We start from the raw sequence: 13,932 nt of genomic DNA, 5'->3' as shown, positions 1-13,932 counted from the left end.
ATGCTTACAAATTGTACTAGAATCAAAACGTAATTAATATTTATATTCACAAGGTAAAGGAGCAATCTTGAATAAAAAAAGCACAATCCTAATCGTTGGTGCCTCTGGGTATGTAGGCTCACAATTAATCCCACAATTATTACAACAAGGGCATAACGTTATTGCATGCGCTCGTAATATTGATTACCTACTTGATAGGGTTGTTGACCATCCAAATTTGCACTGTAATTACCTTGATTTAGAAGATGCCAGTACTATTCTTCCTATGATGGAAAACTGTGATATTGCCTATTTCTTAGTTCACGGAATGTCCCACGGTCATGATTTTATTGACTATGAAGTCTCTCTTGCTGAGAATTTCAAAACTGCCGCAAAACAATCATCTCTAACTAAAATCATTTATTTAAGCGCATTACAGCCAGAAGGCTATCAATCACAACATTTGCTTGCACGTAAAAAAACAGGAGAATTACTGCGTTCAACAGGTATACCAACGATTGAAATCAACTCAGGAATAATCATAGGGACAGGCTCTGCCGCTTTTGAGATCATGACCGATTTTGTTAATCATTTTCCATTATTAATCTGCCCTATTTGGATTAACTCACAAGCCAACCCTATTGCGATAGAAAACCTTAACTATTATTTACTTCAATGTATTGATTACCCACTGACTGAATCAATGACCTTTGAAGCTGGCGGCCCTGAAACGGTTAGCTATCAATCTTTATTTCAACTCATTGCCCAACGTAACCACCGTTCAATTAAAATCATTCCAACTCGCTTGATTAGCCCTAGTTTTGCGGGCTTATGGCTTGGTGTTGTCACCTCTGTTCCTTCCGATTTAGGCAGAGCATTATTGGCCGGTATCGATCATGATCTTATCGCCAACAATACCGACATCCAACGCGAATTCCCTCAACCATTACTCTCGTTATCTGATGCCATAAATAGAGCGCAAGAAACCAATGACGAAACCATCAAGAGTGAAATATGGGGCTTTGACCCAAGTGCTTTAAAACGCTGGAAATCCGACTATGGTTTTTACCCAAAACAAGCAGGCGCAAGCTTTACTACCACAGCATCAGCCGAGCAACTTTGGACGGTCATTGAACGTTTAGGAAGTAAAGAAGGGTATTTCTTTGCCAATGCATTATGGCGCACCAGAGAGTGGTTAGATCCTTTACTCGGTGGTTCATTTCCAATCAGAAGACGACCAGAGTCAGGAAAGGTAAAACTCGGTGACTACATTGATTCATGGAAAGTGATCCGTTGTGAAGAAAATAAATTCTTATCACTGCTCTTTGGTATGACCGCTCCGGGGTTAGGACGACTAGAGTTTTCAATTAAAGACATTGATGAACACCATAAACAGCTAGATGTTCGTGCTTGGTGGCATCCAAAAGGATTCTGGGGATTGATGTATTGGTTTGCTATGTTTCCTGCACACCTATTTATTTTTAAAGGCATGGTTAAAGCCATTTGTAAAAAAGCAGAAGCTGAAAAATAAATGTAATTAAGGGACGCTAACTATCAGACATAAAAAAGCGCAGAAGATCTGCGCTTTTCTCTTTTATAAATAAACAGAAAAATAAATTCTATTTCTTCACATTAAATGAAAACGGCGTTTCACCTAACTGTAAACCATGATTATTCGGGAAAATCAGGTACTCACCGTGATATTTCACTTTTGATTTATAATCCGAACGCTTATGTACCATTAAACCGTGCTCAAAAGCCGATTCAACAAACTCATGGTGATTACCGCGAACATAACACGTTAATGGTTTCACTAAAGATTGAGTTTCTTCATCATCGCCTTCAAAACATGAAGCCAGCTGAGTCGCGCAAATAATTAAAGAGTGATCACCATCTGAAAATAAAGACGCTTTTGCTAGTACTTCATAATCAGTTGTTACACACCAATCTTGCTCTTCCAGTGATTCACACCACGCCATCAATCCTGATTTTGTAATTGGTGTTACCGTATCAGCAGGCGCTAATGCCGCATACAAACGAGAGTAATGCTCAAAACGGACAGGTAATTGTGTTCCTGTACCTTTTGTTCGGCCTTCTTTCTGCCACGTCATCAAATCTTTTGCTACGCAACGTGAAAAACGTTGAGACTTAATCGCAGTTGTCACCCAGCGAATTAAAAAGTGATTTGCGCTCACCGGATTCTTAGGTAAACGTCCGCTATCCTTACTTTCTTGTAAGTCTTTTAGCGCTTCGTTAACGACTTTTTGAATTTCTTGATAATAATTCACTGTGTTTGTTTCTTTACTCATTTACGCTTTACGTCCAAAAACAAAATAAAAACCAAAAGATAAGATTGAGCATGCTGCCATGGAACTCACCATAGGCCAAGCAGAATCAGCAGGAAACATTGCAATACACGCCCCAACAAGCGAGCCAGTACCAAATCTTAATGTTCCTGCAAGCGATGATGCCGTTCCTGCCATTTTAGGGTAGTGGCTTAACAACAAGCCCATGGTATTACTACCAATGGTTGAAATACAACCAACAAATAGCACCACTGGAACCACCGTTCCCCATAATCCCCAATTCAATAATTGCCCTACGACCATCAGTACGCCTGCAAATAATTGAATCGAAAGACCAAATTTAATCATATTATGCGAACCCATTCTCTTAACCATACGACCATTAATCGTGGTCATTACAATTAAGAAAACAACATTCAAACCAAATAGGTAGCCAAAGTTAGAAACACTGACACCATAAATATCGATATAAACAAACGATCCTGCGGTTAAAAATGAAAACATCCCAGCAAAAGAAAAAGCACCAGAAAAGATCAAACCAAGAGACACTGGGTTCTTAAACAATGAACGGTAATTTCTTAATGACGTTATTAGATTAAACGGAGAACGGTTTTCTTCTGCTAACGTTTCAGGAATACGCCACAGAATGGCAAAAATAATCAGAACCGCAAAAACGGCCAATAACCAAAAGATTGAACGCCAGCCAAACCAGACTGCCATGTGTCCGCCAATCATAGGCGCAACCAATGGAGCCACCGTCATAACAAGCGTAATAAACGCCATCATGCGGGCAAAATCTTCTTTATTGAACATGTCACGAACAATGGCTTGAACCACTACCGCTGAAGCCGCGCCTGCAACACCTTGCAATACACGGATATACATCAATGATTCAATCCCACCAACCACTGCGCCTATCACAGCACAAAGCGCAAATAAGACAGTACCTATAATTAATACAGGTCGTCGCCCGTAACTATCCGCTAACGGGCCATGAATTAACTGCGCTATTGCAAATCCGGCCGTATACGCCGTTAATGTCATTTGCACCGAGCCCGCTGACACACCAAGATCTGCCGCAATACTTGGCATTGCAGGGACATACATATCAATAGCAAGTGGCGTTAACGCTGAAATAGCACCTAAAATAATGATCAATAAGATACTTAATGAAGGTGATTCAGGACGATCAGTGGTGTTAGATGGCATAGGTAAGAAACCAAGTAATAATTAGGAACAGGATAGGATTGAGAATATTATCACGCCCTATTACAACATGCTTTTTATATTCTGTATCTTTGCACGATTTTACATAAAAAAACGGTGTCGCATTTCTGCCACACCGTTTTTTATAATGACTGATAAACCGGCTGAATAATACCAATGTAACTAATTAGATGATCATTAATATAATTGATATTATTTGCGAAGAACCGCTTCTGCTTCTTCCGCAGTTAAGTAGCGATATTCACCAGGTTCTAGTGAGTAATCTAAACCTAAACCACCAATTTGAGAGCGGTGTAAGCCTTCTACTTTATTGCCTAAAGCAGCAAACATACGCTTAACTTGGTGATATTTGCCTTCTTGAATCGTTAACAGAAGCTCATTTTCATCTTCATCAACAATTTCCATTACCGCAGGCATAGTTAGGCCAGTTTCGCTCTTAAGTTGAATGCCTTCAGCCAATTGCTCAGCATAATCAGCACCAATAGGTTCTGCTAACCATACACGGTAAGTCTTAGAGCACTTACGCTTTGGTGATGTGATCTTATGTGACCATTGACCATCGTCTGTAATTAATACTAAACCAGTAGTATCAACATCAAGGCGACCAGCGAAATGTAACTTTTCTACATTCACTTCATCTAATAGCGTCAATGCAGATGGGTGTGTGCTGTCTTCATGAGAACATACATAACCATCTGGCTTAAATAGCATAATATAACGAGGACCATGGAATTTAAGCTCGCGGCCATCCAACTCAACAGTTGAATCATCAGTCACTTTTACTGAAGTAACTTTTGTTTTTACGCCATTAACAGTGATGGTACCACTTTTAATAATTCGAGTAGCTTCGCTACGGGTAGCACCTAATGTTTCGCACAAAAATTTATCTAAACGCATGAGAACCTCATTTCAATATTCTGCCGCATTATACCCAAACCACCTAAAGAAGCGAGCGCACATAAAAAATTAATGCGCCCCACCTTCCATTGAGCCTGGATTCGAATTAGATTTAACAAAAAACATCATAAATGCAGCAAAAGCTAAGAAACACGTCATCATTAAAAATACATCATTATACGCCATAATTGCCGCGTCACGTTGCATTGTCATGGTTAATGATGCTTTAGCTTGCAGCATTGCGGTTGCAGGATCACTTCCTTTTGACACAAACATTGCCGCACTTTGTTGTAGTTGATACCAACCATCCGTACTCACTGCTGTTAATGTCTCTTTGATATGCCCTAAATGCTCACGAGTTTTATTATCCAATAACGTTGCAATAATCGCGATACTAAACGCCCCACCCAAATTACGAAGTACGTTAGTAATGGTTGATGCATCCGATACTTGATGCTTTTGAATTTCTTCCATTGCAACTAATGACAGCGGCACCATAATAAATGGGCTACCAATAGCACGCAGTAGCATAGAGAAAATCAGTTGGTCACCACCAAAATCATAGCTCATGTGTGTATTTACAAAACAGCTAATACCAAACATTGAGAAGCCAAAAAATACCAGATACTTAGCTTTAATAATCTGAGTTAGCTTAGGCACTAATGGGAAAATCAATAACTGAGGAAAGCCCATCCACATTAAGACTTCACCAATCTCCAAGGCGTTATATCCTTGAATTTGGATCATATACATAGGTAATACATAAATAGAACCGAGAAGTGCCATCCCTAATATTAAATAAGCTACACATGACATGGCAAACTGACTCTGTTTCAATAGCCGCAAATTCACCAGCGGATTCTTGTGCTGCAACTCATTAATGACAAAATAAATCAAACTAATCGCAGAAATAATCGATAACGTAACAATAAAACTAGAGCTGAACCACTCTTCACGATTACCTTCTTCAAGCACAACTTCCAAACAGCCTAGCCCTATCGCCATGGTTGTAATACCAAACCAATCGGCTTTTAATAAACTGTCTAATTTTAGTGGCTCATCATCAAGGCCGTAATTAACCATGCAGATTAATGCGATAGCTGGCGGGATATTTATATAGAAAATATAGTGCCACGAGAAATTCTCGGTTAACCAGCCACCTAATGTTGGACCAATTGACGGTGCAAATGTTGCTGTCACCCCAAACAACGCCATCCCTACCGCACGTTTATTTAACGGTAATAGTTGCACAACAAGTGAGAAAGCCAGTGGAATTAATGCACCACCACTAAAACCCTGAATAGCACGAAAAACGATCATTGAGCCCATATTCCAAGAAATAGAACACAGCACAGAAGCTACGGCAAAAATAATTGTGGTCCACGTTAAATAACGGCGCTTACCAATAGCAACAGATAACCACCCACTTAATGGGATCGCAATCATCTCAGCCACAAGATAAGAGGTAGATATCCACGAACTCTCATCCATCGTGGCAGAGAGCGCCCCTTGAATATCTTTTAACGACGAGTTGGTAATTTGGATATCCAAAATCGCCATAAAGGCACCAAGCAAACCACCAAATAAAGCAATCCAATGACGTCTTGGAATTTCAGGTTCTATTGGTACATCAGCTAATTCATTTTGGTTTGTCACCGTTAATTCTTGAGTCATAACTAACCTCGAGTATCAACCGTAGCAACCACAGAAAGCCCAGGGATCAACTTACCATCTAATAAATCGGCATTCAGAATACTGATTTTAACCGGTACACGCTGTACGATCTTAGTAAAGTTACCCGTTGCATTCTCTGGAGGTAATAACGCGAATTTAGCGCCTGTTGCAGGAGAGAAGCTATCAACAATGCCTTTTAGGTGTAAATCTGGGTACGCATCAAGATCAACAAATACTTTTTGCCCTTTATGAATATCACCAAGTTGGGTTTCTTTGAAGTTTGCTTCTATCCATACTTCAGTGGTTGGCACTAAACTCAGTAAAGGCATACCGGCTTGAACCAGCAAACCACTGCGTAAACTACGTTTACCAACCACACCATCAATCGGCGCGTAAATATTAGTATAAGACAAATTAAGCTCTGTTTGTTTTAACGCTGCGTTCGCTTGGTTAAGTGCCGCTTCAGCCTGAGCAATCTCACTTTCGATGACATTAATTTGCTCTTCTGACGCTTGATAATTCGCTTTTGCTGCATCGACATTTGCTAATGCAACTTTAAGGTGGGACACATTGTTATCTAACTCATCTTGTGATGAATAATTCTTTTTAATTAACGCTTTAGTACGTTTAACTTGTTGTTGAGTACGTTCATATTCTGCCTTAGTCGATTCAATTTCACTGGCCGCTTGGCGAATACGAATGTCTTGTAATTTACGCTCAGCCGCTAAATTTTTAATCGACGCTGCACTGACTAGCACATTTGCTTCTGCTTTCTCTTTTTCAGCCACAAAATCACGGCTATCTATCGTTGCCAACAAATCGCCCGCTTTAACCACTTGGTTATCTTCTACAAACGTTTTTGCAATGTAACCACCAACTTTAGGGCTTATTGTCGTGATATCGCCTTGCAGATATGCATTGTCTGTTGATTGGAAATATTGCCCATAACCATACCAATATCCACCACCAGCAAGACCACATAGAATAATAACGATTGTCGCAATCAAAGGTGCTTTATTTTTTTTCTTTTGCTGTTCTGCCACTGTGCGTACCTACTTGAAAATGAAGCCACCCAGGTTTGTCATAAACATGAATGTAATAAATAAGAGAAAAACAGTATAAAACGAAAATGATTTATTGATTAGATAGGAAAAAAAGGAAACACTGTTGCATAAATCTTACCAATCAATGGAATTCAGTCTATGATGGATTTAAATAACATCACAATCTTAAACCAAGTCATTGATTCTGGTAGCTTTACTCAAGCTGCTACCAATCTTGGAATGACAAAATCAACAGTAAGTAGAAAACTGGCAGAACTTGAAGAACACCTAGGTGTGAAGCTTATCACTCGTTCAACCAGAAAATTAGGTCTTACCCAGGAAGGAGAGATTTTTTACCAAGCCAGTGTCAAAGTGCTTGATATTATGCAGCAAACCGAACTCGAACTAACAGCAAATCAAAATCTGATCCGTGGTCACCTTAACTTAGCCATGCCAGTAGAGATTGGGCACGGTGTCATGTCTGAGTACATTAATAGTTTTCTTATCCGCTACCCAGAAGTCTCAATAAATGTAGAAATGACCAACCGAGAAGTGGATATTATTGGTGACAGTATTGATCTCTATGTTCAAATCGGTGAAATTAATGACTCATCTTTAGTTGCCAGAACCATCGATTTTTCAGAGCGCGTCATAGTGGCAAGCCCTAACTATTTAAAAACGTATGGCAATATAATCTCCCCAGAGGATCTGCAAGCCCCTCACCATCAAATTAAAGTTGTGAACGCAGTGAAAGTTCCTAACTTGTATTTTAATCAGGTAGATAAAGCCATTCGCGTTAATTTACCCTACCGATTAAAAGTAAATACGATTACCGCCTGTAAATCGGCTTGCTTAAGTGGGTTAGGCATCGCTTCTTTACCTGAATTTTTATGCCGTGAGCACATTAAAAGCGGCGAACTGATACAAATTCTCCCTGATTGGGATTTACCTAAAGCGGCCATCAGCTTGGTCTTTCCGCAAAATAAATTGCTTCCAAAACGATTAAGAGCATTTATCGACCACGTATTAGAACTCTTTGAACTAAAGAAACACTTAGATAAAACGAACGAGTAAAGTTCTAAAATTGCATCAATTTTTATTAATCGTAAGTTATATCTTGTCAGAAACCGCTCTCCATTATAGGATGCGAACTTCTGTATATTGAACGGTGAGTCGGTAGTGATACGATTGTTTCGTATAATAATGATGGTTTGTTGTTTTGGGATGGCCTCGCTAGCTCATGCTTCTGCACATCATGATATTATCAATACGATGCAAGCCCCACTGACTATTGAGCAGCACTCAGCAACTCAACCCAGTACGAAATTCACAACCCCAGTACCTGAATCTACTGATTTTTCAACCTGTCAGGTAATGCAATCACCAGAAAACAATGTCACTAAAAATACACAAAGTTCATCGCTTGGACACAATGTAAACTTAGGCATTGGCTACTCTTCTCGTATGGCGAATTTAGCTCGACATGAACCAGAAGAAGTCACTCCACATTATGAGCTAGCCTCAGAAATTCCTGCTATTCCTGTTGAACAATTGGTTATTGGTTATCAAGAAAAACCAAAACCTACTGTAAATTGGGCACTTAATAGCTACTCTTCAAGCTCTCGTGTGTCAGCTTGGAAAGAAAGTAACCTCCTCTATAGCCAGCGACTGTACCCCCACTCTTAATTTCACAACCAACCGTAATTTATCTACATCGTTTTATCATTCATTAAATAAAAAGTAATGATTTGAGCGACTGTCTATGACTTTTTCGCATGCGATTTTCGTGTGTGAGGTGAAATTAATATGCAAAGAAAACAACCAATACAGCGATTGAACCATTACTCTAAATGGAAATACATCGTACTTATCACGACTCTTGTGATTCTATTATTAAGTGCCATTCCAACTTGGTATGGTGAAAACGCAGCGGTTCAAATTACCGATAAAGACGGTCAAATCCCGTCGATTTTTCAGTTACAAAACACGTTAACCGACCAAGGCATTAACGTAAAACGCATTGAACAAAAAGGCGATAAGACCATCGTTATTTTGCAAGATGAAGCGCAACAAGCCGCAGCAAAAAATGTACTGGCATCTGTTATTGATGACAGTAAAAAAGGCACAACGTTAGCTTTATCTCTTGCGCCAGCAGCCCCTGCTTGGCTGCAAAACATGGGATTTGAACCAATCAAACTTGGCCTTGATTTACGTGGCGGTGTGCAATTCTTACTCGATGTTGATGTAAACCAAGTTTTCCAAGCACAACGTAATGAGCTTTCAGATTCTTTAAAACAAGAGTTACGTGAAGAACGCATTCGCTCAGTTCGCTTCCAAAAAGAAGGCAGCGATAGCTTAGTGGTTCGTTTGCCATCAGAAGAGGCAAGTCATGCCGCTCGTGAGTTTATCCATAAAAATTACCCAACATGGCAAATCTCAAACGGTGACGATTTCGATCTTAAGCTAACACTAAAAGAAACCGAAAAAGTGGCGGTTCGTAACCTTACTGTTCAACAAAACTTACAAACCATGCGTAGCCGTATTGAAGAGTTAGGTATCACTGAAGCCTTAGTTCAGCGTCAAGGTGAAAACCGAATTCGTATCGAGCTTCCGGGTGTTCAAGATCCTGCTGCTGCAAAAAATGTTATTGGTGCTACCGCGAGTCTTGCTTTCTATGCGGTAAAAGAACAAGGCACTGGCAGCACAATGGAAGTACCTGATGAAAATGGCCGTCCTGTACGTGTAGGTAGAAAACCTGTACTAAGTGGTGATCATATTGTTGATGCTCGCGCAAGCTTAGGCGAAATGGGCATGGCAGAAGTAAACATTGTTCTTGATAGTTCAGGTGGAAAAATCATGTCTGAGTTCTCTCGTCACAATGTCGGTAAGCCAATGGCTACGTCGTACAACGAATACGGTCGTAACAGCAAAGGCGAAACCACGCAAAGTAACAAAATCATCAGTGTTGCAACTATCCAAAGTCAACTTGGTAGCCGCTTTAGAATCACAGGTTCTGGTTCACTTCAAGAATCTCAAGAGCTTGCTCTACTTCTTCGTGCTGGCTCACTAACGGCGCCAGTCACTATCGTTGAAGAACGCACTATTGGCCCGACACTGGGGGCTGAGAATATTCAAAATGGTTTTGCTGCTTTAGGCCTTGGTCTTGGTCTAACTCTACTGTTTATGGCGGTTTGGTATCGTCGTTTAGGTTGGGTAGCGAACATCGCGCTTGTCGGAAACATGGTAATGCTGTTTGGTTTACTTGCACTTATTCCGGGTGCTGTTCTTACCCTTCCGGGTATTGCAGGTTTAGTACTGACGGTAGGTATGGCGGTAGATACCAACGTTTTAATATTTGAACGGATTAAAGATAAACAAAAAGAAGGTCGAACATTAGCGCAAGCAATTGATAGAGGCTTTAGTAGTGCATTTGGTACGATTTTCGATGCCAACTTCACCACAATGATCACCGCGGTGGTTCTATACACTATCGGTAATGGTCCTATTCAAGGCTTCGCATTAACTCTGGGCTTAGGCCTATTAACCAGTATGTTCACCGGCATCTTCGCGTCACGTGCCATTATCAATTTAGTTTGGGGTCGTGATTCTCGTCATGATGTTAGGATTTAAGTTATGTTTATAAATATGAAAAATGCAACAAAATGGCGTCACATGACGAGTGTGGTTTCTATCGGTTTGATGATTTTTGCATTATCAATGATAGCGATGAAAGGCCTTAACTGGGGTTTAGATTTCACTGGCGGTATCGTGAGTGAAGTTCAAATTGATAGCAAAATCACAAGCAGTGAAATCGCTCCGTTATTAGATGCAAGCTTTAAACAAGATGTGGCGGTTATTGCCTCTGGTGAGCCGGGTCGTTGGGTTCTGCGTTATGCGATTCCACCAAAAGGCGTTGAGCTTCCACCACTGACTGAGGTTCTTGCTCCGCTGCATTCAAATGTTCAAGTATTGAACACCAGTATCGTTGGTCCACAAGTAGGCCAAGAGCTAACTGAACAAGGTGGCATGGCGTTATTAGTGTCGGTTTTGGTTATCTTAGCGTACTTAAGCTACCGTTTTGAATGGCGTTTGGCTTCTGGCTCTTTGTTTGCCCTAACCCACGATATCGTGTTTGTGCTTGGTTTCTTTGCTGCGACTCAAATGGAGTTTAACTTAACCACCCTAGCCGCTATTTTGGCGATTTTAGGTTACTCGCTAAATGACTCGATCATCATTGCAGATAGGATCCGTGAGCTGTTAATTGCCAAACCTGAGTTATCTATCCAAGAGATCAATAACGAAGCGGTTGCAGCAACGTTCTCTCGTACTATGGTGACATCTGGTACAACCCTAATCACTGTTGGTTCTTTATGGTTATTAGGTGGCGGTCCACTAGAGGGCTTTGCGATTGCGATGTTCATCGGTATCGTGACGGGTACTTGGTCTTCTATCTCTGTAGGTACAAGTTTACCTGAGTACTTTGGTTTGAACTCAGAGCACTACAAGCCAAAACCGATTTCTGAAGAGCCGTAAGGGTTAAGATTAAATAGATAGTAAAAAGCCGCAGATATTTATATATGCGGCTTTTTATTGGGGCTCTGATTTAAGTTAGATCTTTTTTGTGGGTGAAAACGTCACTTCAACTAATAAATCTGATTCTACACAAATCGTAATTTCGACATTAACGCTTGGCCATAATAATCAAAGATCATTAATGGAAATGATGAAATTACCGCAATGTTGCCATTAGGAATGTGCTTATCAAGCTGTTGAGTAAAAATCTCTTGTTGTTCGATTTGAGTCTTAGGAAGTGATAGCTCATTGGTGACTAAATGGTTAGCGCGAGCAAGGTGTTGAGCGACGATTTCTCTCCAAGTATCAAAATCATATGCGCCCCAATTATGGTATTTTTTATCTAGCTCTGCATCCTTGTTAGTCCAAGCCTTGTAGTTACCAAACTCACTTAAAGCATATAATTCTTCGCTATACTCTAAGCTTCTTTGATGCCTTATTGCTTCAACCATCGGGTAGCTAACAATTAACAACCCTTCTTCTTGCGGATTGTTAAACTTATTTAGCATCTCAACTAATTTCTTATCATTAGCATTGCTGCAATGGGCGTCGTAGTCAAATATAAGATAAATATCACTAATTAGGCTTGAATCATCAATATTTAGTACAGCGAGTTCTTCTTCACGTAAATCTCGACCTAACCGCTGTTCTTCTTTTTGCCGCTTTATTAATTCTTCTACCAGTAACTCATAGGTATCTAAATACGGATCTTTTTCAATCTCTGCATATAATTTATAGATATTACAACCATAGGATGCCCTAAGAATAACCTTGTCCTCATCTTGCAAAAGATTCAAACAAAGGTTATTAGTAATATTTGGCTCTGCACGCTTCCCTTCAAATATGCAAAGAACGTAACTACTCATCAAAAGCTCCAGAGCGATACATTTTCTCTAAGTTATGCGCTTTTCTGATTTCTCTATCAGTTAAGTTATAAAGAGGATTTAGTTTCTGCTTGGCTAGAACAAAATAGCAATCTGGTCTTAAAATATTATTAGACATCAATGTACTGTTATGAGTTGTCATAAGGGATTGGCAACTCGTCTCTGATATACGCTCAACAATATGTTGTGATAAATTAAAATGATAATACGCATCAAACTCATCAATGTACGCAAATGAGATTTCGCCAGAGGTAAGCTTTAAATACCAATAATAAAAATTACCAAGAGAAATCGTCCCAGTTGAAGCCGCTTGAGAAAATTCAATACTTCGTTCACCGAAATCAAACTCAATAATTTCTTCATTCTCAGCACCCGATTGTTTCAGTTTACAGGCCACTCCAGAGTCATTAAGAAACTTTTCAAAATCTTCTAGCTTTCCTTGCTCGATAATAGCTTGAGAAACACGCTGCTTACCTGTTGGCTGGCCATAAAACTCTTGAAGCTTAGAAAGCGTTCTAAAAAACACCATTCCATCGACAAACTTCATAAACGTATCAAAGGCATTATTAATAACATGATCATCAAGTAACGCATTTGACTTTATATACTTAACCGGTGAAATATCCTTGCCTTCAAAATCGTTCTTTAATGTCTCTGCACCTGGTAGGTTAAAGTCAGCAATGGATGATACTCTACGGTCAAAATTAACGACCTCAATACCATCAATGATCAATTTTTCATAAACGGTTGTCGTGCATTTTTCTTTGCCATAACGATAAAGCACTTCAATGCCATCAAAATCAAACTGATATTTAAATTCAGCCAGTTTGTCTTTCGAGTTTGCATTTAAGTAGTTAGAGCTCAATCCCGGCTGAAGATTGTTATCTGTTAGATGGCGAGTTACATCAATAATGGCAAGCCCAAGGTTTGACTTACCCTCACCATTAATGCCGTAAATAACACCATGTTTAACGATTTCATTTTGCACTGCATGCTTGCTGAATTCATACGAGCGATCACTTTTGAGATCGATCTCAAACCAGTTTTCAAAGTTACGAAAATTTTTGACGACAAGTTTAGCAAGCATCTTGATTACCCAGTATTAAAGAAATTAACAGCGTTAACTATAGCACACCACTAACCTTGCCGTAATTTTTTTACGGCAAAATTGGAGCGAGGTACAAATCCAAGACTTAGTGAATGATGTGGTTTTAAAGCGTATATTTTAAGATCATTGATATTGTGAGATGTACTTGGTCTTCTATCTCGGTGGGTACAAGTTTACCTGAGTACTTTAGTTTGAATTCGGAGCACTATAAGCCAAAACCGATTTCTGAAGAGCCGTAAGGG

At 39.7% G+C, this 13,932-nt stretch carries 12 protein-coding genes and 1 pseudogene; 6 read left to right on the top strand and 7 right to left on the bottom strand.

Annotated features, from left to right (window positions below):
* The first annotated feature begins 67 nt into the window (after window positions 1-67).
* Window positions 68-1,510: a DUF2867 domain-containing protein gene (locus BTO22_RS03815; RefSeq protein WP_105054342.1), complete on the top strand. Its 1,443-nt coding sequence runs from the start codon at window positions 68-70 to the stop codon at window positions 1,508-1,510.
* An 88-nt stretch (window positions 1,511-1,598) separates the two neighbouring features.
* Here BTO22_RS03815 and BTO22_RS03810 read toward each other — a convergent pair whose 3' ends face one another.
* From BTO22_RS03810 to BTO22_RS03790, 5 genes are all read right to left on the bottom strand, one after another.
* On the bottom strand, window positions 1,599-2,288 hold the full coding sequence (locus BTO22_RS03810; protein WP_105054341.1) for a DUF2913 family protein: 690 nt from the start codon (window positions 2,286-2,288) through the stop codon (window positions 1,599-1,601).
* Entirely contained in the window at window positions 2,289-3,494 is a 1,206-nt protein-coding gene (locus BTO22_RS03805) for a Bcr/CflA family multidrug efflux MFS transporter (protein ID WP_105054340.1), read from the bottom strand.
* 210 nt (window positions 3,495-3,704) lie between these two features.
* Window positions 3,705-4,409, bottom strand: a complete 705-nt coding sequence (rsuA, locus tag BTO22_RS03800; RefSeq protein ID WP_105054339.1) for a 16S rRNA pseudouridine(516) synthase RsuA — start codon at window positions 4,407-4,409, stop codon at window positions 3,705-3,707.
* A gap of 69 nt (window positions 4,410-4,478) precedes the next feature.
* Window positions 4,479-6,083: a DHA2 family efflux MFS transporter permease subunit gene (locus BTO22_RS03795; RefSeq protein ID WP_105054338.1), complete on the bottom strand. Its 1,605-nt coding sequence runs from the start codon at window positions 6,081-6,083 to the stop codon at window positions 4,479-4,481.
* Between the two features lie 2 nt (window positions 6,084-6,085).
* Window positions 6,086-7,126, bottom strand: coding sequence for an HlyD family secretion protein (locus BTO22_RS03790; RefSeq protein WP_105054337.1), 1,041 nt, complete (start codon window positions 7,124-7,126; stop codon window positions 6,086-6,088).
* Between the two features lie 159 nt (window positions 7,127-7,285).
* On the opposite strand from BTO22_RS03790, the gene BTO22_RS03785 reads away from it, so the two are divergent.
* The 4 genes from BTO22_RS03785 to secF (BTO22_RS03770) all read left to right on the top strand — a co-directional run bounded on the left by BTO22_RS03785 (window position 7,286) and on the right by secF (BTO22_RS03770) (window position 11,659).
* Window positions 7,286-8,200, top strand: coding sequence for a LysR family transcriptional regulator (locus BTO22_RS03785; protein ID WP_105054336.1), 915 nt, complete (start codon window positions 7,286-7,288; stop codon window positions 8,198-8,200).
* A 105-nt stretch (window positions 8,201-8,305) separates the two neighbouring features.
* Entirely contained in the window at window positions 8,306-8,812 is a 507-nt protein-coding gene (locus BTO22_RS03780) for a hypothetical protein (protein WP_258132433.1), read from the top strand.
* 120 nt (window positions 8,813-8,932) lie between these two features.
* Entirely contained in the window at window positions 8,933-10,756 is a 1,824-nt protein-coding gene (gene secD, locus BTO22_RS03775; RefSeq protein WP_105054334.1) for a protein translocase subunit SecD, read from the top strand.
* Window positions 10,757-10,759: 3 nt separating this feature from the next.
* Window positions 10,760-11,659 (top strand): protein translocase subunit SecF, encoded by a 900-nt coding sequence (gene secF / locus BTO22_RS03770; protein WP_105054333.1) that lies wholly within the window; start codon window positions 10,760-10,762, stop codon window positions 11,657-11,659.
* A gap of 125 nt (window positions 11,660-11,784) precedes the next feature.
* Here secF (BTO22_RS03770) and BTO22_RS03765 read toward each other — a convergent pair whose 3' ends face one another.
* Together BTO22_RS03765 and BTO22_RS03760 are read right to left on the bottom strand one after the other, a co-directional pair.
* Window positions 11,785-12,564 (bottom strand): hypothetical protein, encoded by a 780-nt coding sequence (locus tag BTO22_RS03765; RefSeq protein WP_105054332.1) that lies wholly within the window; start codon window positions 12,562-12,564, stop codon window positions 11,785-11,787.
* Window positions 12,557-13,669 carry an AAA family ATPase gene (locus BTO22_RS03760; protein WP_105054331.1) on the bottom strand — a complete coding sequence of 371 codons (1,113 nt, stop codon included), beginning with the start codon at window positions 13,667-13,669 and terminating at the stop codon, window positions 12,557-12,559. Before BTO22_RS03760 ends, BTO22_RS03765 begins: the two co-directional genes overlap by 8 nt.
* 146 nt (window positions 13,670-13,815) lie before the next feature.
* On the opposite strand from BTO22_RS03760, the pseudogene secF (BTO22_RS20110) reads away from it, so the two are divergent.
* Window positions 13,816-13,929: pseudogene (secF, locus tag BTO22_RS20110) on the top strand (protein translocase subunit SecF); the annotation flags it as partial.
* Window positions 13,930-13,932 lie beyond the last annotated feature (3 nt).

Source organism: Aliivibrio sifiae (genome assembly GCF_002954705.1).
GTDB classification, from domain to species: domain Bacteria; phylum Pseudomonadota; class Gammaproteobacteria; order Enterobacterales; family Vibrionaceae; genus Aliivibrio; species Aliivibrio sifiae_A.
This window is presented reverse-complemented; position numbering and strand designations above follow the sequence as displayed.

What these genes read in the sequence shown, in the direction of transcription:
- BTO22_RS03810 (WP_105054341.1), bottom strand. Translation starts at nt 2,288, where the DNA reads ATGAGTAAAGAAACAAACACAGTGAATTATTATCAAGAAATTCAAAAA.
- BTO22_RS03805 (WP_105054340.1), bottom strand. Translation starts at nt 3,494, where the DNA reads ATGCCATCTAACACCACTGATCGTCCTGAATCACCTTCATTAAGTATC.
- rsuA (WP_105054339.1), bottom strand. Translation starts at nt 4,409, where the DNA reads ATGCGTTTAGATAAATTTTTGTGCGAAACATTAGGTGCTACCCGTAGC.
- BTO22_RS03795 (WP_105054338.1), bottom strand. Translation starts at nt 6,083, where the DNA reads ATGACTCAAGAATTAACGGTGACAAACCAAAATGAATTAGCTGATGTA.
- BTO22_RS03785 (WP_105054336.1), top strand. Translation starts at nt 7,286, where the DNA reads ATGATGGATTTAAATAACATCACAATCTTAAACCAAGTCATTGATTCT.
- secD (WP_105054334.1), top strand. Translation starts at nt 8,933, where the DNA reads ATGCAAAGAAAACAACCAATACAGCGATTGAACCATTACTCTAAATGG.
- secF (WP_105054333.1), top strand. Translation starts at nt 10,760, where the DNA reads ATGTTTATAAATATGAAAAATGCAACAAAATGGCGTCACATGACGAGT.
- BTO22_RS03765 (WP_105054332.1), bottom strand. Translation starts at nt 12,564, where the DNA reads ATGAGTAGTTACGTTCTTTGCATATTTGAAGGGAAGCGTGCAGAGCCA.
- BTO22_RS03760 (WP_105054331.1), bottom strand. Translation starts at nt 13,669, where the DNA reads ATGCTTGCTAAACTTGTCGTCAAAAATTTTCGTAACTTTGAAAACTGG.